The sequence below is a fragment of the Halobacillus amylolyticus genome, assembly GCF_022921115.1.
Lineage (GTDB): Bacteria > Bacillota > Bacilli > Bacillales > Halobacillaceae > Halobacillus_A > Halobacillus_A amylolyticus.
On record NZ_CP095075.1, the window covers coordinates 1876420 to 1901570 of the forward strand.

Below are 25151 nucleotides of genomic sequence, written 5' to 3' on the forward strand. Positions count from 1 at the left end.
TGAAGATGCGATAAATTATGGGGTGTATTCGTTTGGAGGTCTAAAAGCTTTTTAAGGGCACGCTCTTTTAGTGGGGTGTTTCCACAGAGACTCTTAAATAACATGAGAGGATTCTTAAATAACGACTGACGATTCTTAAATAACTAGTTAGGATTCTCAAATATCAGGTCTTAGCTTTGAGAAGAACCATATTTTCGTCATTCTCACAATGTATTACTCAATAATATGGCCCGACCGTATTACGGAACGTCTCCATCGTTAATCATAAAACTTCATATGGGGTTTATCTTCTTTACAATAGTTTAATCTGTCCTGCAATGAACCTGTGTGAAACTCAAATTTGTGACCATCTGGATCCGTAAAGTAAATCGACTTTCTATCTTTTCGATCTCTTGGCCGACCAGATAAGATATTCACATTCAAACCCTCAAGTTTTTCATAAATCTTTTCAAAATCTTTTTCCTCAATTGAAAAAGCAATGTGTGTATAGGAAAGGGATATTTCGTTACGCGGAATATCACTTTCTTCATTTAAGGCAAGCCACAATCCATTTAAATCAAAATAGGCAGTGGTCTTCCCCTCAACTAATAGCTCTGCATCAAAAACATCTTGATAAAACTTGATAGACTTCTCAAGGTCAGAAACAGAAAACAGAAAGTGGTTTACGCCATTCACAGTCATTCTATCACCTCAACATTAGTTTAGTTACTATTCCCATCATATAGATAAAATCCAATTTTAAAAAAGTCTTCCCAACGACAATATCCTCTACGATCATGATTGGCCCCTCTATATCGTTCTTCTCCATTGTAAAAGAACTATTATCGAACCTTAATCTCGATGCAATCTATTAACTAGGTTTGTCTGTTAAACTAGGTCTAGTTTGAAATTTGGCGAAATAAATCGAATAATCCCGGATTTTATCAAGTAGTGTCTAAACTGTCCGGCTGCATCATCGTTTTTAACCCGTCATCTTTCAGACTAATTTCAGATCTTTCTTGAGGAGGATTTTTTATGACAAAGTCAAGTTATACTGTAAGAAAATATATGATCTCTTCCGCATTGGTAACCACTCTTGCATTTACACCGGTTTTAAGTGGAAGTGTTTTTGCTTATGCTAATTCAACTTCTGTTGATCAAAATAATTCCAGCAGTGGTGCCCAAAGCGAGCAGCGAGTATCACTTTCTGAGACATCTTTACTAAAAAAAGGAGATCAGGGGGATAAGGTAAAAGCTGTACAATCAGAGCTGAAAGATCATGGTTATTATACCTATAACCTTGACGGGATTTTTGGCCCCATTACAGAAGATGCGGTGCGAAATTTCCAAGCTGATCACGGGCTTAAAGTGGACGGCCTAGTTGGTCAAAAAACATTTGCAGCGTTATCAGCGGATAACTTAGCATCCAACGAATCTACGACCAACGAGACAGCTTCTAATACACCAGCCCAGCAGTCCGATATTGTTTCTGTTGCAAAAAGCGTACTTGGAACGCCATATGTATGGGGCGGCACAACACCAAGCGGCTTTGATAGCAGCGGTTTCATCAATTACGTATTTGACCAGGTTGGCGTGGATTTATCAAGAACCGAAAGTGGGATGTGGCAAAATGATGGGGTAACCGTCGATTCTCCAAGCATTGGCGATGTTGTATTCTTCGAGGGTACATATGATACATCTGGAGCTTCCCACAGCGGGATTTATATTGGTAACAACCAAATGATTCATGCGGGCAGTGAAGGTGTGGTCATAGCTGATCTTAGTATAGACTATTGGCAAAACCATTATCTAGGTGTCAAATCCTTTAAATAAGTAAGAAGAACTAAAAGCCAGTGCACCGTGCACTGGCTTTTAAGTTATTTTTATGGAAATTGACTGATTACCAACAACCTAAGGCAATTCGTTTCCTGCAGCGAGATAGAGTTCATACCATTCTTTTCTTGTTAGTTCAATGTCAGAAGCTTTCGCAATGTCCCTTAAACGTTCCTGATTCATTGTGCCGACAACCGGCTGAATCGTCGCAGGATGGCGTAAAATCCAAGCGATCGCAATGGCAGAATCAGTTACACCTTTTTTCTCAGCAAGTTCCTGCAGTTTCGCATTTACTTCCGGGAACTCTTTATTCCCAACAAATGGCCCTTCGATCATACCGTGCTGGAACGGTGACCACGCTTGTACGGTGATATCATTTAAGCGACAGTATTCGAGAACATTACTATCTCGGACAACCGCCGGGTCGTTCTGCATGTTCACATTGAATCCCGCATCGATCATTGGAGTATGTACGATACTCAACTGCAATTGATTCACGATCAAGTCCTGTTTCAGATACTTGTTCAGCAATTCCATTTGCATCGGATTCTGGTTACTCACACCAAAATGGCGTACCTTTCCGCTTTCTTTTAATGTAGTAAAAGCTTCCGCCACCTCTTCCGGTTCAACTAATGCATCCGGGCGATGAAGCAGCAAACTGTCAATGTAATCGGTTTTCAATCGTCGAAGACTGCCTTCAACAGACTCGAGAATATGTTCTTTGGAAAAATCAAAGAGCCCCTCTCGAATCCCGCATTTTGTCTGCAGTTTCATTTTTTCCCGAACATCGTCATTCATGTCAATCGCATTCGAAAAAACTTCCTCTGACTTTCCTTTGCCATAAATATCAGCATGGTCGAATAAATCAACCCCAACGTCCAATGCATTCTCAATCACGTAGCCCGCCTCTTTTTTATCGAGTTCGTTCATCCGCATACAACCCAATGAAATTTCTCCAACTTCTAATTCACTGTTGCCTAATTTGATTCTTTTCAAAAATAGCACCCCTTTTTAATCGATAGCTTAATGCTACCATAAATTATTAAAGTCTTTCCCATTGTTTATGGAATAAAAGGAACTAACACGAGAAAATAAGATTCTGAGACTAAGAGAAACTTAATCTTATCTTACATCCTGTCTATTTTAACTCTCAATTATTCCTTGTATTAACCTTCCTAAAATATACCCCAGAATAAACTCTTTAATCTCGCAAGTTTACAAAAGTAAAAAACACTTCCGATCGGGAAGTGTTTTTACTATAAGCCTATCCTATTTCTCAAAAGCTCGTTTCAAAGCAGAAGCAGCCTTATCTATGCATTCTTTTCCTTGGTCTAAGACTCCTGGCATCCAGAAAAACCCATGAATCATTCCATCATAACGCTTTGCTTCGATAGAGACACCGGCTTCTTTCAAGCGCTCCGCATAGGCTTCTCCTTCATCACGCAGTGGATCGAACCCTGCAGTAACAACGAGCGCCGGCGGTAGTCCACTCAAATCATCAGCTAGCAATGGAGATGCGTAAGGATTTTTACCATCTTCCTCGTTCCGTAAATAATGGTTCCAGAACCACTCCATTGAATCTTTTGTTAAGAGATAACCATCGGCATTCTCCCGGTAAGATCGTGTGTCATACGAATGATTGGTGACGGGATAAATCAACAGTTGATAAGCTAATGAAATATCATTTTTATCTCGAGCCATTAATGAAACGACAGCCGCGAGATTTCCGCCGGCACTATCTCCCCCCACCGCTACACGTTCGCCGTCTACTTGAATCAATGCCCCGTTCTCCACGGTCCATTTCGCCACCGCGTAAGCATCGTCAGCGGCTGCAGGGAATTTATATTCTGGTGCCAATCGATAATCAACCGAAATGACGACACAACTACTTCGATTAGCAAGGAGACGGCAAGGGACATCGACTGTATCAAGATCTCCAATCACCCAGCCACCACCGTGGTAAAAAACTAACGCTGGAAAAGGTCCTTGTCCCTCTGGTGTATAAATTCGTACTGGAATATTTCCCCCAGGACCTGGAATCGTTCGGTTCTCCACTTTTTCTACTTCTTCGGGTTCTCCTGCCAAAAGGGAAAAATCCGCGGATTCCCTTGCTTCTTCTGGTGTTTGTTCATGCATCGGCGGTTCACCTGCTGCTTCCATTTGTTCTAAAATAAACTTCGCTTGAGGGTCAAGACCCATGGTAACTGCCTCCCTATATTTTTAATATATTGTTAGCGCTTTCAAAAATGCTGTTAATCATACTTTTTTTAAAGAGAATCCTTCGTAGCCTTTAGCCGTTACTTCATCACAAATTTGACGATAAGGGCCATAACCCCCTACATAAATCGGAAATCCACGCGCTTTCCCAGAAATGTTTGCTCCTGTATACCAAGAGTCCGTCTTTGTATAAAGCGTCGCATCCGCCAATTCTTTACAGTGTTTGCTCCAGTCCTCTTCAGCTCGATCTTCTGCTTCGATTACATCCACTTTGTTTTCGCGCAAATGCTCAATGCAATCCGTGACCCATTCTACATGCTGCTCAATGGTTGCCGGCATATTCCCTAACACAGAAGGGCTTTCCGGTCCTGTAAGCATGAACATATTCGGAAAACCTGCCGTGGTCAATCCGAGGTACGTTTTCGTTTTGGCTCCATTTTCCCATTTTCCTTTTAAGGAAACGTCATCTCTACCACGAATATCTATTTTGAAAAGGGATCCTGTCATTCCATCAAATCCTGTCGCAAATACGAGGGCATCTAGCTCATACTCATCATCAGCTGTACGAATTCCTTTAGAAGTAATCTCTTGAATCGGTGCTTCCTTCACATCCACTAAGCGGACATTTTTCCGGTTATACGTTTCGAAATACTCGGTATCTACGATAGCACGCTTTGTTCCGTAGTAACTGGAAGGGGTGAGTTTCTCCGCTGTTTCAGGGTCATCAACGGTTTCACGTATTTTCTCACGTATAAACTCAGCAACAAGTTCATTTGCTTCCTCATTCATCAGGAGATCGTTATAGGCAAATAAAATCTCCCAACCGCCTTTATCCCAGCCTTCCTGCAATACCCGGCGACGTTCTTCCGGCGTATCCTCTAGCACTGACCGTTCCCCGTGGATAAAACGCAAACCAGCCGCGGATTCCTGCATCTGCCTTCTAATCTTACTGTAGTTTTCTTTCACCTCATCAACGAACTCTTGTGTATATGCATGATTTCTCGCTGGCACACTGTACTGCGGGGTTCGCTGAAAAACGGTAAGGTGAGCCGCTTCTTTCGCGATGGCGGGGATTGATTGTATCCCACTGGAGCCTGTCCCGATGACTCCGACGCGTTTCCCGGTGAAATCTACTTTTTCATGGGGCCAGTGACCCGTGTGATACCAATCACCTTCAAAAGAATCAAGACCTTTTATATTCGGAACATTGGCCGTAGAAATACAGCCGACTCCGGTAATAAAGTATTTAGCTGACACACTCTCCCCTGTATCTGTTTGAATCTGCCATCGATTTGACTCTTCCTCGTATATGGCCGAACTAACGCGCGTATTAAACTGAATATCCGGACGCAACTCAAACTTGTCCGCGACATAATTAAGGTAACGCAAAATCTCAGGCTGCTCCGGATACCTAGAAGACCACTCCCATTCTTTAAAAAGTTCTTCAGAGAAGCTGTAATTATAGTAGACACTCTCTGAATCGCATCGCGCTCCAGGATAACGGTTCCAATACCATACACCACCGACGCCATCAGCTGCTTCATACACACGGGTAGATAAACCAGCCTCGCGCAAACGGTGAAGCATGTACATACCAGAAAACCCAGCGCCAATAACGACTGCATCCACTTGCTTTTGAGGTTCTCGTGAGGATGACATTTGACTCCCTCCTTTAATCTCTTCCTTTAATGTGGGCACTCAAAAAGAATTCTTGATTCAATATATGAAAAGAGATCTATTCTAAGAACTTAAATGATAACCTCGACATGGCAAAAGGCCCCTTCTTTTTAGAGCGAGGGGCCTACTATTATCTTATTAGAATTCAAATGTTAAATCTTTTAAATACTAAAAGCCAGTGCATCATCGCACTGGCTTTACTTCAGGGGTATTCACTTTTAAATGCTTGCTAGAGAAATGCCATTCTTTTTAGAAAAAGCTTACTCACTTCTGAACCTAAAATACATACGAACTCCGTTGTTCGTAAAATTCGTCCAATCTTTTACTATCAATACAGTGATTTTATTAAAATTAGTCAAGGACAAAAAATAACAGCCTCAATGAATTAAACCCTTAACTTTTTAAAAGCAAAGTAAAAGAAAAAGCCGTTTAAAATCGTCAACACAACAAGACCTATGAAGACATTGCTATAGATAATCTCGTGATCCTGGGAAATGGAAAAAGGATTCAACTTCATGTCAGTTTCGTAGTCTAATATTTTCCCGATAACCGCTCCACCAAATGCACCTGACATAAAATTGAATAGGTTATAGACCCCCATCCCTACACCTATTTCATTTCTGGGCAAAACAGTTGAGATCAAATTTGCAGTGGCCGTCTGGATAAAAGGAAAAGCGATATAGCTTATAATGATCACTATACTTATAACCCAAGCAGGACTTCCAATAAAGGTGGATAACAGGAAGAAGCCAATAATCATAAGTGCAAAAGCAATAAAGACTACTTGCTTACTGCCCCGCTTATCGGTTAAAATCCCAGCCCATCTACCCATAAAAGCAGCAGCCATTGCACCAGGAAATAAAGTAAGACCTATAAATAGCGTATTTAATCCGTTAACCTCACTTAACATAAGAGGCATCATAAACATCATGCCAAACATTGTCATGATCGCAAAAAATCCAGCGATAATGGTTGTTCGGTAAGGAGCGTTTCGAAACAAGTCCGGCCGGATAAACGGATTGTCACTGTTGAATATTCTCCACGCAAACAAACTAAAGAACATGATGCTTATAAGGATGTACCACCAAGTAAACAATGTAATAAAGAGAATGAGAGCAGCTACCGCTATAGCGATAAATACAGCGCCTAGAATATCAACTTTTCCTTCCTTCTTCTCCTCTTCAGGCATCCAGATTCGAAAAAAAGGAATGGTAATTAAAACGAGTGCAGAAATTAAAAATAAAAATTGCCAATTCAGGGCACCAGCGACAAAACCTCCGATCACTGGTCCAATACCAGAGGCGAAGGCCATTGTACTCGAGACAATGCCTAATACTCTACCCTTTTCTTCCGGAAAATATCTTGATGGGACAATAAAAGCCAAGGCAACAATGGAAGAAGCCCCCATTGCTTGAATCATGCGTGAAAAGACAACCATCAAAAAATTTGGTGAAAAAAAGCCCAAAATCGAACCAGCTGCAAACAAGCTAAGTCCAATCGTCAATAACGTTTTCAAAGGGTATATATCAGCTAATTTCCCATACATCAATGCACCGATTGCATAAAGAATGATATATCCTGTTACAACCCAGCTAACCTGTGAAGGCAAAAGGGAAAAAGATGTTGCAATATCAGGTACGGCAATCATGAACATGGTTCCATTCATAACAGAAAATAATAAGACAGAACACATCAGGAAGATGATCTTCTTTTTTTCTGACTTCGTTAGATTTTGTTCTACACTTAGTTGTTCAGCCATTGTTGTCACTTCCTTCGACCTCTCCTTTTCTTATTATTTGCAAGCCTACTTGAATATCATAAACAGCCCAACCGGTAAAAATCCAGAAAAGTGATTTGGGAAAAGCTTTATTTCTCATCACAGATCAACAATTCTAGTATTCTATCATTTGAGAAAGAGTTCTATCCACATCGAAAGTAAAAATACACTATCTCTTTCCAAGATGAAAACGAGAGAATGGATTGACTTATAATTGGTAACGTGATTAACTAAACATAGAATTTCAAAGGGAGTAGCTTTAACAGTGATTGTCGTTATTACAGAGTGAATTTTATTACTCTCGGCAATACTGGCAACTTACAGTATTGTTAGCAAGACCTTTGCCATCGTGGACGGTAGAGGTCTTGCTTTTTTGCGGTCTATACCAGTATAACTCTATAACTCGTACAGGCAGCTATTTTATTGGCATCATGAAAGGGGAAAATTTAGTGGACTCAATATGGCTTGAATATGGTTGGACATTATTAGTACTCATCGGTCTAGAGGGGATACTCTCAGCTGATAACGCTCTTGTTCTCGCGGTAATAGCAAAGCACTTACCTGATGAACAAAAGAAACGCGCCATTGACTATGGTATCCTCATGGCATTCATTTTTCGATTCGCTGCCATCTTTCTTATTTCATTTGTGGCAGGTGTTTGGCAAGTTCAGGCAATTGGTGCAGCCTACCTCATTTATCTAGGCGTAAAACATGTTTATGCAACGTTCTTTGTTTCGAAAAAAGAACACGAGGAAGATGAAAATAAGGCAGGATCTGGTTTTTGGCCTACAGTAGCAAAGATTGGCGTAGCTGACGTTGCCTTTGCCATTGACTCAATCCTTGCCGCCGTAGCACTTGCTGTCACTTTGCCAGCAACACCACTACCTAAGTTCGGAGGAATGGATGGTGGGCAATATATTGTTATCGTTACTGCAACTATAGCAGGACTAGTATTAATTAAATTCGCAGCAACCTGGTTTGTGCAACTTCTTGAGAAACGTCCTGGCTTAGAAACGACTGCCTACATGATTGTTACATGGGTCGGCGTAAAACTTGCTATTATTACACTTTCTCATCATAACGTCGGTATCTTACCCGAATCATTTTCACACAGCACCGGCTGGACAATTATTTTCTGGTCCGTTTTGATCATTATCGCAGCAGGAGGATGGTTTCTCTCAGATAAGGGCTCTTCTCAGAAAGAGTATTCAAATTAGAGAAATTCTCCAAAATTGAATATAGCAAAAATCCTGACCTAAGCTGTTTATGGTCAGGATTTTTTGAATTATAATGATCTAATAACGTCGCTAATGTTGCTATCCGGTCCTTTAACATAACTAAACTTTTTCACTAAACCCTCACACATCCCCTACACAGTTCCAGACAAAGACAAATTGTTAGAACAATTGCTAGTTGACCTTGCATTAATACATAGTAATCCCCACTAAAGGCCAATAAAATAAAGCAAGCAATAAGGTTATAATTATGATGGTACTTGTTAAAACACTCCCTACAACAAACATATCCCTCCCATTATAGTACCCGAGTGAATATGTCATCATATTTCCAATCGATTGTGAGGGGAATAAATAAGAAGTACTACTAGCCACAACACAAATCATTCCTAACCATACTGGATTAAGTGGGCTGCCATTTGCGAAAGTAAGTGCAACAGGTAATAGTGATGCCACCATAGCAGTGTAATTTGTAAAGACGATTCGAATAGCAACAAATATAAGCATAAGAATTAACGGTAGGACTAAATTAGGGATGTTTTTGAGATGCTCCTCAACTAGTGTGGTAATCGATACAACAACCCCGCTTGTTTGAAGTGCAAAAGCTATCGTAAAACCAGCAGCGAATAATAGCGGAACTCCCCAATTCACACCATTTTTAGCCTCTTCCCACTTAATGATATTGAATCCCGGAACAAACAACATTATACATATAAGGACAGCCGACATTGAAATTGGAATATGATGGATCTCTTTTGTTACCCATAAAATAATAAGAAGACTATACAGTACCCCTAATTTCTTTTCAGAAGCCGTCACATCACCCAACCTACTTTTTTCTTCTTCGAGATAATAATTTATACCCTTTAATTTTTCCAGCTTTACCGGGAAGAGCCAAAGTAATAACAACCAAAAAAACAGAAGTATAAGTAAAGAAATTGGGGTCATCACAATCATCCAATGTAAGTAGGACCATTCATAATTGAGCATTGATTCAAATAAACTAGCAGCGTATATAGAACCTCCTGCGCCTGTTAAAATACTAATAGTAGACAAATAGGGAACAAACGTAATAATTAGAATGATCGATTTTGAGAAATTAACCTCTAATTCATTCTCAAATGCTTTAATAAAGCTAATACCAATCGGAAGTAAAACACTTAGTCTACCTATTGCGTTTGGAATAATGAATGTTAGTAGAAATGCCAAGATGATAAAATTTAATAAAATTAACCTTATCCTGCCATAGGAAAGGGAAAGTATAAAAAAGGCAATTCGCTTATCTAAATTAGTTTTTTTTACTGCGGCTGCCATTATAAGCATTGACAAGACTAACCAGATAATTTCGTTTCCTAATCCTTGTGCTGCTTCTTCAAACGTTATTACATCAAGCAACGGGTATAACACAATAACGACCATGCTGGTTACGGCAGCTGGGATCACTTCCGTAAACCATAAAGTGATCGCAAATAGTAGAATAGCCAGAGTAGTCCACTCTTTATCGCTGGCCACATTTTCACGTGGAACAACATCCGCGACCAAGATCAACAGTAATGCTAAAAAAATAACCATCCACTTAACTGTTTGCTTTTTGTGCTTATCTGCATTCATCATAATGCCACCTTACCCTCAACTAATATTAGAAAGGTTTTCCTTACTTATTAGCCAAAAATAAGTAAAAACCTTGACTTTCATCAAGGTTTTTACCGAAAATAAATCATCCATTTAAACCAGTATATTTTTACTAGTACATAGCTCAATAACTTCTTTAATTGAGGAAAGGTTTTCAAAGTTTCCTACCTTTTCAATAACCTTCTTTCCATTCTCAGCACCAATAATTGGTTGGGTAAGTTTACTAAATTTAGTATCTAGATGCTCTTGTGTCATCGGATTTTCAATGCTTCCTGTTGCATGTTCAATTTTTACAGTGTGCTCTTCTCCATTAATTAATGTTAACTTGGCAGTTGCTTCATCTTCTTGCATGTTTGGATCAACAGTCGGCTTTACTTTAGAACGGAATGAAACAACATCGGGACGCAGAACAACTTCATCTTTATATTGGTCCTCACCTGCATCGCCTTCTAAAAATCCAACAGTTGCTGAGTGATAAATGCTAAATTTACCCTCTAACCCTGTCTGAGGTTCAGGCTTTCCAGTTAGCTCAAGAACGTATGGGTTTACAGTTACCTCAATTTCTTTTACATCCTTTACACTTGCGTAATCTCTTAACTTGATACATGCGTCGATGGATGGATGTAGTACAATACCACATGCATAAGGTTTAAATGCATTTTTAAGCAGCTCCCATTGTGTGCCCCAATTTTCATTAATACGATCAAGGTTATATTCTGGCGCTAATACAGAAGCAAAGCCTCTTTTAGCCTCTAATACCTGCTTAGAACTTGTAAAGCCCTTCTTCGCTAATAGAGCAGCTAACAACCCATTTTGGGCAGCCTTTCCTGGGTGAAATGGTTTTGTCATTGTACCAAACATTTCTCTTAAGCCACTTGATTGTGTTCCCGCTAAACCGAGTGCATGTAACATTTGTTCCTCATCGAACTTTAATAGAATCCCTGCGGCAGCTGCTGCTCCAAATACACCAGCAGTACTTGTAATATGCCAGCCTAAGCTATAATGGGATGGATATACTGCATTACTGATTCTTAATTCAACTTCGCACCCCAATACAAATGCTCTAATCAACTCTTTTGGCTCTAAATCATAGTGTTCCCCAAGTGCAAATACCACTGGAGCAATAGGACCACTTGGATGGTGGATTGTATCTAAATGTGTGTCATCAAAGTCGAAAATGTGGGATGACATTCCGTTTGTTAAGGAAGCCAGCAGCAGATCCACCTTTTCAGGCCTACCCAATACTGAAACTTGCTCTCCAGAATTTAAGTCTTCTTTTAGTTCTAGTACCATATCCATGGATTCGTGATAGGCAGCCCCTATTGCAACACCCATCCAATTTTGAATGCTTTTTTTCGCATGTTCCACAACAGAAGAAGGAATTTCCTCATACGTAGTATTTAAAACGTTTTTAACCAAAGTTCTTGTTTCCATCATAACCTCTCCATTTCTTAATCCTCATTTATTTTTAGTTTTTGCAAAGCTTTATTATAAGATTTACGAACATGTGACTTAATTACTGCTTCTGCTAATTCAGGATCCCAGCTTTCAATTGCATCCACAATCATCCGATGTTCTTTCAAGTTCTGGGGAGGCCGATTTTTGTTTGATAGTGATGTTACCATTACAAGTTGAATATGTGATTGTAAAGTTGTCAGAACATTTATTAAGTAACTATTCCCTGAGATTCTTGCTATTTCCATATGAAAATTACTATTGATTGTGGAAAGTGTATCTATATCCCCAACCTTTACGGCCTCCTCCGCATCAGCTAGAAGATTATTTAGCACAGAAATAGCTTCTTCATCTCTATTTTCAGCTAATAACCTGGCACCTAGTCCTTCAAGTACTTCTCTAACCTGATATAAATGTTTAATACGGTCTTTTGTCATCGAAATTACTTTAACACCTTTGTGTGGTTCAGACTCGACTAGCCCATATTTCTCTAGCCGTCTCAATGCTTCACGGACAGGTGTTCTACTTACACCAAGTTTTTTAACAATCCCTCTCTCTGTCAGCATTTTTCCAGGAGGAAATTCTGCAGTCTTTATACCGTCATATATATATTGGAACACTTTATCTGTTTTCATATCTTTTTCCATTTTTTAGAGAAGCACCCCGTGAAGCTATCGTAAACTCTATTTATTTTTTCTGCTTCTTGTTTTCTGTATAATTGGTAAAACAAGGGTTATTATTGAAACAGCTAGCAATATTACAGTAATAGGTCGTTGAAAGAAAAACGAGTAATCCCCACCACTGACCGTCATTGCTCTTCGGAAATTTGTTTCCATCATAAATCCTAATACTAAAGATAAAACCATTGGTGTTGTAGGCACATTACATTTCCTCAAAATATACCCTAATATTCCAAAGGTAACCATAATCCACACCGGGAACATTGTATTGCTGTAAGCGAATGCCCCTAGAATACATATACCTGCTACAAATACAGCAAGAATCCTTTTAGGAATAAGGACTACTTTTACCCATAGACGTGCACCACCAAGCCCAACAAGGGTCATAATGGGCACTCCAACAAATAGTGTAGCAAATATTGAGTAAGGTATTTCGGGATTGTCTGTGAACAACATTGGACCAGGTTGTATGCCTTGAATAGTCAACGCACCGATAATAATAGCGGCACTAGCAGAACCCGGGATACCCAGAGCTAACAGGGGCGCAAATGCGCCAGACACAGCTGCATTATTTGCACCCTCTGAGGCTGCTATCCCTTCAGGATTCCCTTTGCCAAAAGTATCCTTAGTTTTGGAAACCCTTTTCGCTTCATTATAACTGACTAGGGAGGCAATTGTTGTTCCTGCTCCAGGTATAACTCCGATAAAATAACCCAGAAGTGGTGCACGGACTAATGTGGCCCACATTTTTTTAAATAAACTAAATGGTGCTCCAATCCCCTTCAGTTTTTCTGACTTAGCAGGCTTTTCTTTTACATCCTCCAACATATACAGTACTTCAGAGAGCGCAAACAAGCCAATTAATGCAGGTAAAAATGGCACCCCTTCAAACAGACCATTGGTAAAGACAAACCTCGGAGTTCCCATTACAGGATCTAAGCCAATCGTAACTATTAAAAGTCCCAGCAACATGCTTAGCATCCCTTTTAAAAGGGACTCTTGACTCAAAGAAGCCACTAAGCTTAGACCAAATACTGCCAAAGCAAAATACTCTGTCGGCCCAAATTCTAAGGCAAAACTTGCCATAGGGACAGCGGTAAAAACCAGTAAGACTGAACTACTAAGAGCACCGATTGCCGAGGCAATAATTGAAATAGTTAATGCTTTTCCCGCTTCCCCTTTTTTCGTTAACTCATACCCGTCAAAAGCTGTAGCAGCCGCAGCAGGCGTCCCAGGAGCATTTAACAGAATAGCTGTTATCCCTCCCCCGTATTCAGCAGCCATATAAAGAGACGTGATAATGATCATTGCCATTACAGGGTCCATTGTAAACGTAAATGGAATGATTAACGCAATCCCAATACTAGGAGTTAAGCCGGGCATCGATCCAATAAAATATCCTATTGCAATACCAATAAGAAGTCCAAGAAAGTGTGATAGTTGAAAAACATGTGAAAAACCAGTTAACATACCTTCTATCATGTAAAATCCCCCTTTACGGTAAAGGCACTCCTAGTAATTGATCAAACATTCCAAATGCAAAAAGCTCAAAAATTAGTGTGGTCATTACAATCGACTTCCAGTTTGTTTCACTTGCTAAGAATAATAGAACAGGAAAAAAAATAGCCGTCGAAATGTAAAAACCCAAAATCGGAATCAATACTACAAACGCTATGATAGATCCAACTGACATAAGGATATTGCCAAACCTCTTAACTACTATTCTACTGTCGTTGGCTTTGTTAAATAGTGAGTTTAGAATGATCGTAACGGAAAAGATAATCACCAGAATTGAAATAGCTTTGGGGAAGGCAGCGGGGCCGACACCTGCTTTATTTACTGCCTCCGGAAATTGTTGTGCACCTATAAAAAAACATAGGGCAAATATGATTGAAATTGTTCCTAATACTAGATTACCCGTCTGCATTCTCAACTTTTCTCACCTCTTTCTAGAAGGGGACTTTTAGGCCCCCAACAATTAATTACTTTATTCCCAATTTATTGAGCCAATCGTTATTAACCTCCATCTGTTTATTTATAAAATCAGTAAACTCTTTATAATCCATGTACCCATATTCTGTCTTAGATTCTTTTAAAAACTTCTTGAACTCATCAGTGTTCATCGCTTCCTCAAAGGCCTCACTTAATTTTTGTAAAACCTCTTCCGGTACATCACCATTTGTATAAATACCTCTAAATTGAGCCCAATCAACATTTGCATCGAAACCAGCTTCTTCATAAGTTGGAACTTCAGGCAATGACTCTAGTCTTTCCTCGTTAAAGACCCCTAGCACCCTTAGCTCCCCAGACTCAACATATTGCATAACTTTCCCCGGATTAGAATTTGCCACGTCAACATGATTGCCCAACAAAGCAGTTACTGCGTCACTTGTGCTCCCGTAATTCGTCCATGTACCTTCAACACCAGCAGTATCAGCGAATATATTCCAAGCCACATTATGTCCGGACCCTACTGCTCCATATCCACCTACTTTGATTTCACCTGGATGCGCTTTCATATAATCAACTAAATCACCAAGTGTTTTAAACTCACTATCCGCATTAACAGCTAGGATGTAAGGATCCAACTGTACTCTTGTGACAAATGCAAAATCTTCTGGACTAAACTGCCCCTTTAAATTGCTGTTCCAAGCTCCCACATGGGTCGGTGTAATTGATGCCAAGGTATAGCCTTCCGAATCACCGGACTGGAGAGCGGCCATTTGTGCTGCACCACTACCGCCTTTCTTGTTTTCTACTATTATAGATTGCCCTAGAATAGGCTCTGCTTCTGTCGCCAATTTACGAACCATTGTATCTGTAGGACCCCCGGGACTCGTATGAACAATTATTTTTATTTCCTTATTAGGATATCCACTACCTTCCCCATCTGAGCTTTCAGATGCACCCTCTCCCGTTGTTGTTGATGAACATGCTGCCAGAATTAATACTAATGTAAATAAGAAAATACCCTTAAAGCGCTTACAGATTTTCATCTAGATCTCCCCTTTCCTCTTGTTAATTAGGATTGTATACCATTAACTAAACAATTACAATACTTAAAATAATTTTAATTGGTTGAAAATTACTTAAAACCCTTTATAAAAGGCGCTAATTGATTGTTTTTGAATGTTATTCACATTTGATCACCTGTATTTTAAATTAAATTTGGTATACCATTAACGAGGAACTAATTTTTTTAGCTTTAACTACAAACTGCCCATGCATCCTTGGTGGTCAAGAATGCATGGGCAGTTAAAAGTTAATAGAGTATAAATCAATTTCTATAACACTAAAACTTTCTTATTCATACAATACTTCCCTATCAGTTTAATCGATGTGATTACCTCCCAAAACCCTAATGCGATCGATTTAATCAATCTCCATCTCTAGTAACGCACTGCTCAAAGTTTTTCCATGAGTGTCCATAGCAAGCGAAGTCGTGACTCCACCAAGCAAGCTTTGATAACAAACAAAATTTAATGCTTTAATATTAGGTAGTTCATAACGAACCACCTCCCCTTGAACAACATCTTTCAAATGATTCTTCACTGCTTCCGGTGTGACCTTTTCACATAACTTTTCAAAATTCTTTTCTTCATAAGGAATGAGAGATAGGCTCAGAATATCTCCTTTGTCTCCGGCGCGACTATGTGCAATCTCGAATAGCTTCAATTTGTAGCTCCACTCCTCTCTTCACCCTTTATCCATTCATTGAAATAAACCTCTGCCTGCACTTTTTCTCTGTTAATCAAGGTGGAAAGAACACCTATAGATTCAGTGACTTTCTTTCGAGCTCCTCCACCAGCTGCCGGTCCATTTAAGTACAAGGCTTCTACTTCCTCCCCTATTAATCTCGCCATTTGTTCGGAATCATGATACCCGGCGGCACGGAGCCTTACTTCATATGGAGTTGAGCCATTAAAATGTGTTCGATGGACAGATGATAATCCGATAAAATCAATCCGTAAATTTGGAAAGTCATCTATTAGGCGCTTCTTCAAAATCTCCCCTGCTATTTCTGCACGGGTTAACGCACTTGTACCCGCATAAGAGATCTCTCCTTCTCCTAAATAGCCCGCATGATAGCCAACAGAAACTTTCAAAGACTGAGGACGTTCCTTACCGCTACCGTTTAATACCTCAACCTGATTTTTCCCTACCTCCTGTAACTGGACAGTTGAAAAGTCGACTATAACGTCGGGGGTCTTGTATTCAGCTGGATCATGGACTTCGTATAACAACTGCTCTTTAACCGTTCTTAAGTCAATAAGCCCACCCGTCCCTTCCACCTTTGAAATGACGGCACGGCCATCAGCATCGATCGTGGCAAAAGGAAACCCAATGTTTACAAGATCAGGTACCTCTTTGTTATGAGCATCGGCAAAGTATCCCCCACTAATCTGACTTGAACATTCAAGCAGATGGCCTGTCACCAGCCCCTGGCCTAATTTGTTATAGTCCTCTAATGACCATCCAAAATGGTGAACTTGCGGCGCAAGAAAGAGAGAAGGGTCAGCCACTCTGCCCGTAATAACAATATTCGCATCAGACTCAAGGGCCGGTAGTAATGCTTCAACTCCAAGGTAAGCGTTCGCCGAAATAATCGAGCCACATTCAGAAATTGGACGATTCGTTTCCCAAGGAATTGCATTTAAGTCGAGTTGATCAAGAACATCATCCCCGGTTACAGCTGCCACTTTACAAGACAGGTTCAATTCTTTTGCGATTTCGAGTATTTTTTCTGCTGCGGCGATTGGATTTGCAGCTCCCATGTTTGTAACTAAGCGAACATCTTTTTCTAAAAGTAACGGCAGTAGTTTTCGTATCCTTTTTTCCAGCAAAGGATCATAACCGCCACTATCCTCATGTAGTTTACGTTGTTGCGCAAGTGCAATTGTACGTTCAGCTAAACATTCTAAAACTAGATAATCTAAATCTGCGTGTTTTAATAAAACCTCTGCCGGCTCTATACGGTCACCCGAAAATCCAGCACCTGATCCGATTCTTAACATCATTCAATCCCTCTTTTCGCGTTCATCTTTGTTCTTACTAATCGATTTGAAAAGCATCTAATTTATTCCCTATATACAACAGCTGTCGGTGCTTCTTCCTCCGGGACTAACACGGAACGCAGCCCGATAATTGGCCGAACTCGATTCCCCATCGGGCCCCATTTCCCTGTACCAGACGGACCATTCACAGCCATTGGATCGATTTCTTTACGTAATTTTTCTGCATCATGTAAAGACTCCGTTTTTAATGCCACACGTAAAATAAGTTCGTAAGGTGTTTCCTCAAGAGACGAAGAGGCCTCACGATGTACACTGTTCACTCCTAAATAATCCCATCTCATTTCTTTAGGCCTAAGAGAAATTTGTTCAAACCGATTAATTAAAATTGACTTAGCCACTTCCGATCTTTCTCTTGCACCTGGTCCAGCAAACAACATCATTTCTTCAGCAAGATAGCCTTCCTTTAAACCCACCAGAACTTTTAACGCACCGGTTTTGGGACGGCCAACCCCTTCATGGCAAATCACCTCGACACGATCTTTCCCGGCATCAAGAAAGCTGACCTTCGTAAAATCAGCTACAACATCTGGACAAAGATAATTAGCGGGATCCTGTACCTCATATAAAAGCTGCTCCTTACACGTTTCCGTTGAGACAACGCCACCGGTATTTGATAGCTTCGTAATGTAGATTTTATCTTCACTGACTTCCGCAATTGGGTGGCCTAACTCGCCAGGATTTGGCACATGCTTATATCCTGGATCTGAAAAATATCCCCCGGTAATTTGACAAGCACATTCCATTAAGTGACCAACGACCATTCCTTTTGCAATGGCATCGTAATGATCGAAGTCCCAATCAAACTCATAAGCTAGCGGACCAAGATAAAGACAAGCATCCCCTACCCTTGTCGTAACAATAACGTCCGCTTCATTTTTTAACGCATCAACGATTCCTTCAGCACCAAGGTACGCTTCAGCAGAAACAATATCATCCTTGTAATCGCTAATGGATTCTCCGTCTTCTAAAAATGCGAATGCTAGATCCGTAATGTTATCTGTCAATATGCCGCCGTTTACCGCTGCTACCTTAAGATTGTTGATCCCTTGAGATTGAGCCACTTCCAAAATCTTTTCTGCAGCCCCTTCAGGGTTAATCCACCCCTGGTTCGAAATGATTTTAATTCCCTTCTCTTTACATTCTTTTAAAATTGGACCAAGACGATCTACTAAATAGGGATCGTAACCCGACGTATTTGGATCATCCACTTTTTTCACCTGCGCTTCGCTCATCGTCACTTCTGACATCGATTCAAAGCAAAGGTAATCCAGATTGCCATGTTTGACTAAATCCTCAGCTGGTCCAAATCTATCTCTAGACCAGCCAGTGGCTGCTCCTAGTTTAATCTTTTTCACTATGAACCACCGCCTCTTTTATCCCTGAATGAGAGCTTTTCATATCCTCACTTCTTGTCACGTAATCATCTGTTACTTCAATAGGCATTGTTAAAACCCGGGAAGATAAGGACTTCCCCGATTCATCAAAAGCCAGCGTTCGTGATCGGCCCCCTCCCAGCGCACCTTCTAATACAAAATTCAAGGCACCAATGTTGGGGGCTTCATATCTTTGAATGTTTCCATTGGTTATCGGTCCGTAGAGCTCACGGACAGCATCAATCGTTACCTGTTCCTTTATGATTGCGTAGTCTTTTTCTTTATAAGCGATGACTGACACATTGACCGTGTCACCCTTTTCACCTGATCGTGCATGCGCAACCTCTCTTAACTGAACCCGTTTCATACTATGCCTTCCTTTCCAGCTGGTTATAGCAGCCCCATAAATAATGCGACAGTTGCCATGATAGCAGTAATCGCAAAGCCCAACGGAATAGCCTTTTTCTGGAGATCCCCTAAATCCACGCCCGCCAAGCCAATCAATAAAAATGTAGAACCTGTCAGTGGACTTATTGGAAATCCAACTGTCATTTGTCCTAAAATAGCTGCACGTCCCATTGTTACTGGTTGAACTCCAAATGTTTCTGCTGTCGCACTCAACACAGGTAGTACGCCAAAATAGAAGGAATCTGGGTCAAAAAGGAGACTTAGCGGCATCGAAAGATAAGCTAGAATAACCGGCAGGGCCTGACCCCATCCACTTGGAATCGCAGCTGCCGAAGTGTTCGCCATCGCCTCGATCATTCCCGTCCCTGCAAGGATACCTGTAAATATTCCGGCAGAAAAAATTACTGAGGAGGTGTAGATCGCACCACGAGCATGCGCCTCAATCCGATCCTGTTGCATCGCCACCTTACGATAATTCATCATTAACGCTAGCGGTACCCCAATAACAAACGGAATGGCCAAAGGCACAATCCCCATCACCAAAACCACAATAACCGCGATGGTTAAAAGGAAATTTGGAATCAACATTTTCGGACGCTTGAATTTTTCATGATCTGACCCTTTTTCCGGATCAAATGAATCATGCGACTCCTCCGCGTTCACACTTGCAGCTGTCTCACTAATCCCAACGCGTTTACGTTCTTGCTTACCGAGCCAAAAAGCTGCTATCAAGACGCAAACCAAACCAGTGATTTGTACTGGTATCAACGGAGCATAAAGTTCGATCACATCTACATTTAACGCAGTGGCCGCTCTTAAAGTCGGCCCACCCCATGGCACCAAATTCATTGTTCCGGCACTTAACGCAGCAATCACCGCTAACGTTAACGGGCTCATTTTTAATGCTTTGTAAACAGGCAGTAGGGCTGAAATCGTAATAAGGAAGGTACTAGATCCTGAACCGTCTAAATGTGATGCCATAGCAATAATGGCTGTACCTACTGCAATCTTAACCGGATCTCCCCCGGCATACTTAATGACGCCATTAATCAATGGGTCAAATAATCCGGCATCGAACATGATTCCGAAGAAGAGAATAGCGAAAGTAATCATAATACCTGTCATGGCAATGTTAGCCATACCGGTTCCCATAAACTCGCCAAGTTCCCCAATGCCAAACCCAGCGATCAGGGCAATGACAGTAGGAACTACGACCAGTGCAAAATGAACCGAAGTCTTCTTCGTCAATACGAGGTACAACAAAATCGCAATGATTAAAAAACCGTAAAAAGCAAGCATGATTTTCCCCCTTATTTTGAAATAGTTTCACTTATATACGATGCAAGAAGTGTGCCAAAGAAAAAGAGCCTTATAACAAGGCTCGAATATTTTATATTTCTAAGAAATTATAAGTCCAGTATATTTTAATCTTCATAATCACCACTATTGTAAGCGCTATCAATTAATTCTAAAAAAATAGAACTGTATTCCAGTTTTTTAGAACTCATTTGCCCATTTTATTATAGAGGGTTGCCAAAGAAATACCTAATTGTTGCGCAGCCATCTTTTTACCATCAAGTGTATCTCCACAGGATTTTATCGTTTGCCTGATGACCTCTTGTTCTGTGTTTTTTATAATTTCTTTAAGGCTCTGATGAGAATAAATATTCGTTATGGATCCATGCTTGCAAATGACTTCTGGTAAGTGCTGTGGTTCAATATCATTCGTTTCAGTCATACTAAGAGCATAGTGAACCGTATTAAATAGCTCACGTGTGTTCCCTGGCCAATCGTACTGACTAAGAATTTGACGTGTTTCTTCTGTAAAGCGAATGGCCTGTGTTGTCCCTGCTTGGTCAATCAAATCATTAATTAGTAACAGAATGTCCTTTTTCCTCTCACGCAATGGAGAGATCTTAATCGGAACACCATTCAGCCGATAATATAAATCTTCTCTAAACCGCTTCTTCTCCACCAATTTCCCTAAATCTTTATTTGTTGCCGTAATCACTTGAACATCGATTTCCTGTTCGTTGAGACCGCCGACTTTACGAACTCTTCCTTCTTGCAATACACGGAGTAGCTTCGCCTGAAGTTCAAAAGGCAAATCTCCTATTTCATCAAGGAAAAGCGTACCATAATTAGACAGTTCAAAGAGACCGACCTTCCCACCCTTTTTAGAACTAGTAAACGACCCTTCCTCATAACCAAACAATTCGCTTTCAAGAAGTTCGGCCGGGATTGCAGCACAGTTAACAGGAATAAAAGGAAACTTTGAACGAGGGCCTTCACTATGAATTGCCTGGGCGAACAACTCTTTTCCCGTGCCGCTCTCTCCTTGAATTAAGATGTTTAAATTAGCATACGCTGCTTTTTTTGCCAGTTCTACGGTATCCTTTAACCCGCTATCTTTCCCGATAATATCACTAAACGTATACTTAGTTTGATACATATGACCAACGGTGTTCTCCAGTCTAGCCAATCGTTCCTTACTACGTTTAAGCTCTTTCGTGAGAAAATGAACCTCATTTAAGCTTTTACAAACAGACACTGCCCCAACAATTTCTCCGTGTTTGTACACAGGTGCTGTATCGATTACATATTCGATTTGCCCTTCCCTGCGGTAGATTCCTGCTCTTCGCTTGCCGTCCCTTAAAGCCTTCGGTAGGATCGCCCCTTTGCGCACATCTCTTAAAGGCTTGCCGACAATCGCTTCTGGTTGCACACCTGTAATGTTGGTATATTCTGTATTAACAAACTGTACAATGCCCTGTGAATCGATCACTAAGATCCCATCATTAATGGAGTCAATGGTTTCTTCCAGCCAATCGGTATAATTTTTTTTATAAAAGTCGTTTTTACGAGATCCCTCAGCCACTCAACACTCCCCCAGATATAATTTTTCAGACTATTCTATTATTATCATATCATGTTGAGGGCTTTTAGAATCAAGAAAATATAGGAATTAACCCTTCTAGGCATCACGACCGCTTGATACAAATGGAAAAACCACTAAACTCCAAATACTTTTTTAATTAGAAAGGGAAGCTTATCAAAGTGGTTCGATGCCCCCTGTTCAAGAAAATACCCGAGTGCGGAAGAATATTATATAACGAAGCACCAGTTAGTTTAGAAGATTAATTTTCGAATTTAATTATATTCAGTCTCCATAGGCTAAAATATGGCTAGTGTGCCTGACCCCCGAAGCGTTAACGAACCGGGGGTCAGACGCTTTTAACTCAATTTATTTCAAAATCCACCACTAAACTCATTCCTTTATTCCATTTAAAAAACGCCTTTCCTGTTTCGAAAAAGCGCTTCTTAATGGAACATTAATTCATCTGAATGTTTCACTTTCCATTTCAGTTAACCATTTATCTATTGCTTTGACGGGATAATAATATTCATAGCCAATCTGTATGTATGGAATTTTACTTTTTGTAACGTTACCGTCTTTTTTGGGTAGTAATTTGGCTAATTGCTCTTCATTTATCCCTAAGTATTCTCCTAGTTCTAAATGGCCCATCAATTGTTTATTCGTATCTGTGACCACTTTAACTTGGTTTAATTCCTTCTGGGACTTATCCTCATTGTTTATTGAGGTAGAAACCATCCACGCTCCTACCAAAATGCAAATTCCTAAAAATATTAAAGATAGACTAACTGCTCTTTGTTTCATAGAATCCTCCCAAAAAATCCATCATATTACTGCCTAATACTTAAGTATGGATAAGGCAACTACTTTATGTAACAATCGCCCTCTTTTAAAACAAGACGAACGACTTCCTTATATGCTGAACAAGTAAAGGAAGACCATTGGATCAAAGTAAACAATTATCAAACTGGAAGGCACCGTATGTAAACTCAATTCCGATCAGTTTAATGCTTATATTTTCGATACAACTTATATAACAGAGCTAATACGGTCAGTACGATTGTTATTTTTATTGAAAAACGCAGCACTTCAAGGACATATTCAGTCAAATCTTTTTCATATCCTGTATAACTCCCGTTTAAAGCAGGAACCGTTACGGTTTTATCGATGAATAATATTCCAATAGCAAGCGAGCAAATAAAACCATATACACCGGTTTTCACAAGAAATTTTTCCAAAACACCATCCCCATTAACCAAAATTCCCTAATGTTACTCTAATTTAATTACTATAATACGTAAATAACAGTAAACAGAAAAAAACCCGATCTTATTCGTAAATTGTGCCCCTTTAGCAGAACAAGGGTGCAATACTTATTTCGGAAAAGCCCCCTTATAAAAAGAACGTACTAACTTATGAATTTTTGTAATTGCATTATGTGGGGAAGGACGAATATCAAAAATAATCCAATTAACATATGAACCATATAACTTGTTCTATTCTTACCTTCTCTTAATTCCCATAGACCAATAGTTACAAAATATAAACCGACCATAAACACTATGGCTGATACCAATAGCCACCCCATTAATTCTCTCTCCTTCTTAATTTTCTTCTTGAACAAAACCGCCACGTTAGCGTTTAAGAACATCTCCACAATCCGCATTCTACTTATCATAAATATTCATTTAATCACTTAAGAGCTCTTCAATTATCTGACCCTTTGCTTAAGAATCTTATTCCTATTTAATTTAAGAAAAAACAGCTGTGCTAAGCACCCAGATCTACATGGACCAGAATCAGCCTCAAACTAGTCTCCTTAAAACCCACTATAGCCCCTCAATTATTATTCAAATATGTATTCTAGAAATAAAACACTGTCTAGAACGAAGATCCATAAAAATAAAAAGCACACTTCAATACATAATAATAAAGAAAATCCTTTAATCGACCCTAGTCTTAATTGAAAATAGTAAAACGCTCCCCAAATAACGAATAGAGTAGCGATAAATAGATATTCCCCGGTATAAGGATCTGATTGTGTAACAAATTTCAATCCAAAGTAAAGAAAGAGCCCAAAGACTATTAAGCCTACTAAGAAAATTACATTTGCTATATGTATGAAGGATTTCATTACCTCTACCCCTTTCTATTAACATCTCTTCGACGATATCCCCTTTTTGTCCGATAAGTGTGGTGGTTTATGTAGCAAAACTAATGCGAACCGCTAATTTCAATTTAATAAGAAGCCCTGGGTTGAAACATAAAATAAAAAAAGACACACCATAACGAACATATAGCCCAGGAATGACTTTCGACTTTTATTTAACTCTTCTAGCCCCATTACTAACATTAATCCCCCTAAAAACAATGTCATTATTGGCGATAATTTCAAATTTCCAGTTATTAATGTATAACCAGATATAGCAATAACAAGTATCGATAAGATCATTCTACTAATTTTTAACAAGCTACTCCCCCTGAAATGTAAAATTCTTTTAAATAATACTAATTACTTCAAACCTTAATCGTTTAACTCAATCCTTTCGTTATAAAAAGTCACTTGGACACTCCCACGTGTTCTCTTACTGGTTTAATGTCAAATAGCCAAAAACATCATACTGAACGACAGAGCAAACATCATTTTCCCCATAAACTTTTCAGAAAGCAACAGTATCATACTTCTCTTTTTCTTCTTTTGGCAACGTATTATAACCTGCAATTAAGGAGGAACCTTTCCCATTGATTAAGAAAACTCCTAACCACAAGAAATAATCCAATTACAACACCCCAAACCAATTTCGACTAGCGATACTTTATGATTTTTTTCGATTCCATTCAAAATATGCCTAAAAACCCAATTGACTCACCGCAAAAAGACAAGATACAAAAAATAAAATAAGCGGTTTAGTTGAAAATATGAGCGTGCTCACTA

General features: G+C 39.7%; 24 protein-coding genes. 2 read left to right on the plus strand and 22 right to left on the minus strand.

Features of this window, described 5'->3' with window-relative positions:
* Nucleotides 1-258: 258 nt before the first annotated feature.
* Entirely contained in the window at nt 259-681 is a 423-nt protein-coding gene (gene fosM / locus MUO15_RS09740) for a FosM family fosfomycin resistance protein (RefSeq protein ID WP_245035439.1), read from the minus strand.
* A gap of 333 nt (nt 682-1014) precedes the next feature.
* On the opposite strand from fosM, the gene MUO15_RS09745 reads away from it, so the two are divergent.
* The gene (locus MUO15_RS09745) at nt 1015-1812 is read left to right on the plus strand and encodes a C40 family peptidase (RefSeq protein WP_245035441.1); all 798 of its coding nucleotides are present in this window, start codon (nt 1015-1017) and stop codon (nt 1810-1812) included.
* A gap of 78 nt (nt 1813-1890) precedes the next feature.
* On the opposite strand, the gene MUO15_RS09750 is transcribed toward MUO15_RS09745, so the two are convergent.
* From MUO15_RS09750 to MUO15_RS09765, 4 genes are all read right to left on the minus strand, one after another.
* On the minus strand, nt 1891-2808 hold the full coding sequence (locus MUO15_RS09750; RefSeq protein ID WP_245035443.1) for an aldo/keto reductase: 918 nt from the start codon (nt 2806-2808) through the stop codon (nt 1891-1893).
* A 273-nt stretch (nt 2809-3081) separates the two neighbouring features.
* Nucleotides 3082-4011, minus strand: a complete 930-nt coding sequence (locus MUO15_RS09755) for an alpha/beta hydrolase (RefSeq protein WP_245035445.1) — start codon at nt 4009-4011, stop codon at nt 3082-3084.
* 57 nt (nt 4012-4068) lie between these two features.
* Nucleotides 4069-5688, minus strand: a complete 1620-nt coding sequence (locus MUO15_RS09760) for a flavin-containing monooxygenase (RefSeq protein ID WP_245035447.1) — start codon at nt 5686-5688, stop codon at nt 4069-4071.
* A gap of 403 nt (nt 5689-6091) precedes the next feature.
* Nucleotides 6092-7465, minus strand: a complete 1374-nt coding sequence (locus tag MUO15_RS09765) for an MFS transporter (RefSeq protein WP_245035449.1) — start codon at nt 7463-7465, stop codon at nt 6092-6094.
* 467 nt (nt 7466-7932) lie between these two features.
* On the opposite strand from MUO15_RS09765, the gene MUO15_RS09770 reads away from it, so the two are divergent.
* A complete protein-coding gene (locus MUO15_RS09770; RefSeq protein ID WP_245035451.1) occupies nt 7933-8700 on the plus strand; it encodes a TerC family protein in 768 nt (255 codons plus the stop codon).
* Nucleotides 8701-8907: 207 nt separating this feature from the next.
* Here the strand turns inward: MUO15_RS09770 and MUO15_RS09775 are convergent, their stop codons facing one another.
* The 17 genes from MUO15_RS09775 to MUO15_RS09855 form a co-directional block, all read right to left on the minus strand.
* Complete coding sequence (locus tag MUO15_RS09775) at nt 8908-10329, minus strand: SLC13 family permease (protein ID WP_245035453.1); 1422 nt, start codon at nt 10327-10329, stop codon at nt 8908-8910.
* A gap of 114 nt (nt 10330-10443) precedes the next feature.
* Nucleotides 10444-11784, minus strand: a complete 1341-nt coding sequence (locus MUO15_RS09780) for an MmgE/PrpD family protein (protein WP_245035455.1) — start codon at nt 11782-11784, stop codon at nt 10444-10446.
* Between the two features lie 17 nt (nt 11785-11801).
* Nucleotides 11802-12452: a GntR family transcriptional regulator gene (locus MUO15_RS09785; protein WP_245035457.1), complete on the minus strand. Its 651-nt coding sequence runs from the start codon at nt 12450-12452 to the stop codon at nt 11802-11804.
* A gap of 36 nt (nt 12453-12488) precedes the next feature.
* Nucleotides 12489-13967 (minus strand): tripartite tricarboxylate transporter permease, encoded by a 1479-nt coding sequence (locus tag MUO15_RS09790; RefSeq protein ID WP_245035459.1) that lies wholly within the window; start codon nt 13965-13967, stop codon nt 12489-12491.
* A gap of 13 nt (nt 13968-13980) precedes the next feature.
* Nucleotides 13981-14412 carry a tripartite tricarboxylate transporter TctB family protein gene (locus tag MUO15_RS09795; protein ID WP_245035951.1) on the minus strand — a complete coding sequence of 144 codons (432 nt, stop codon included), beginning with the start codon at nt 14410-14412 and terminating at the stop codon, nt 13981-13983.
* 55 nt (nt 14413-14467) lie between these two features.
* Complete coding sequence (locus MUO15_RS09800) at nt 14468-15481, minus strand: tripartite tricarboxylate transporter substrate binding protein (protein WP_245035461.1); 1014 nt, start codon at nt 15479-15481, stop codon at nt 14468-14470.
* A gap of 376 nt (nt 15482-15857) precedes the next feature.
* Nucleotides 15858-16160, minus strand: coding sequence for an AtuA-related protein (locus MUO15_RS09805; RefSeq protein ID WP_245035463.1), 303 nt, complete (start codon nt 16158-16160; stop codon nt 15858-15860).
* Nucleotides 16157-17503 carry an acyclic terpene utilization AtuA family protein gene (locus tag MUO15_RS09810; RefSeq protein WP_318036215.1) on the minus strand — a complete coding sequence of 449 codons (1347 nt, stop codon included), beginning with the start codon at nt 17501-17503 and terminating at the stop codon, nt 16157-16159. Before MUO15_RS09810 ends, MUO15_RS09805 begins: the two co-directional genes overlap by 4 nt.
* 59 nt (nt 17504-17562) lie before the next feature.
* Nucleotides 17563-18915, minus strand: coding sequence for an acyclic terpene utilization AtuA family protein (locus MUO15_RS09815; RefSeq protein ID WP_245035465.1), 1353 nt, complete (start codon nt 18913-18915; stop codon nt 17563-17565).
* On the minus strand, nt 18902-19300 hold the full coding sequence (locus MUO15_RS09820) for an AtuA-related protein (RefSeq protein ID WP_245035467.1): 399 nt from the start codon (nt 19298-19300) through the stop codon (nt 18902-18904). Before MUO15_RS09820 ends, MUO15_RS09815 begins: the two co-directional genes overlap by 14 nt.
* A 23-nt stretch (nt 19301-19323) precedes the next feature.
* Nucleotides 19324-20640 carry a CitMHS family transporter gene (locus MUO15_RS09825; protein WP_245035469.1) on the minus strand — a complete coding sequence of 439 codons (1317 nt, stop codon included), beginning with the start codon at nt 20638-20640 and terminating at the stop codon, nt 19324-19326.
* A gap of 205 nt (nt 20641-20845) precedes the next feature.
* On the minus strand, nt 20846-22219 hold the full coding sequence (locus MUO15_RS09830) for a sigma-54 interaction domain-containing protein (protein WP_245035472.1): 1374 nt from the start codon (nt 22217-22219) through the stop codon (nt 20846-20848).
* A 459-nt stretch (nt 22220-22678) separates the two neighbouring features.
* Nucleotides 22679-23020 (minus strand): hypothetical protein, encoded by a 342-nt coding sequence (locus tag MUO15_RS09835; protein WP_245035474.1) that lies wholly within the window; start codon nt 23018-23020, stop codon nt 22679-22681.
* Nucleotides 23021-23220: 200 nt separating this feature from the next.
* Nucleotides 23221-23439 (minus strand): hypothetical protein, encoded by a 219-nt coding sequence (locus MUO15_RS09840; RefSeq protein WP_245035476.1) that lies wholly within the window; start codon nt 23437-23439, stop codon nt 23221-23223.
* Nucleotides 23440-24062: 623 nt separating this feature from the next.
* Entirely contained in the window at nt 24063-24350 is a 288-nt protein-coding gene (locus tag MUO15_RS09845) for a hypothetical protein (protein WP_245035478.1), read from the minus strand.
* Between the two features lie 99 nt (nt 24351-24449).
* Nucleotides 24450-24668: a DUF3953 domain-containing protein gene (locus MUO15_RS09850; RefSeq protein ID WP_318036228.1), complete on the minus strand. Its 219-nt coding sequence runs from the start codon at nt 24666-24668 to the stop codon at nt 24450-24452.
* 208 nt (nt 24669-24876) lie between these two features.
* Nucleotides 24877-24996, minus strand: coding sequence for a DUF3784 domain-containing protein (locus MUO15_RS09855; protein ID WP_245035480.1), 120 nt, complete (start codon nt 24994-24996; stop codon nt 24877-24879).
* Nucleotides 24997-25151: the final 155 nt, after the last annotated feature.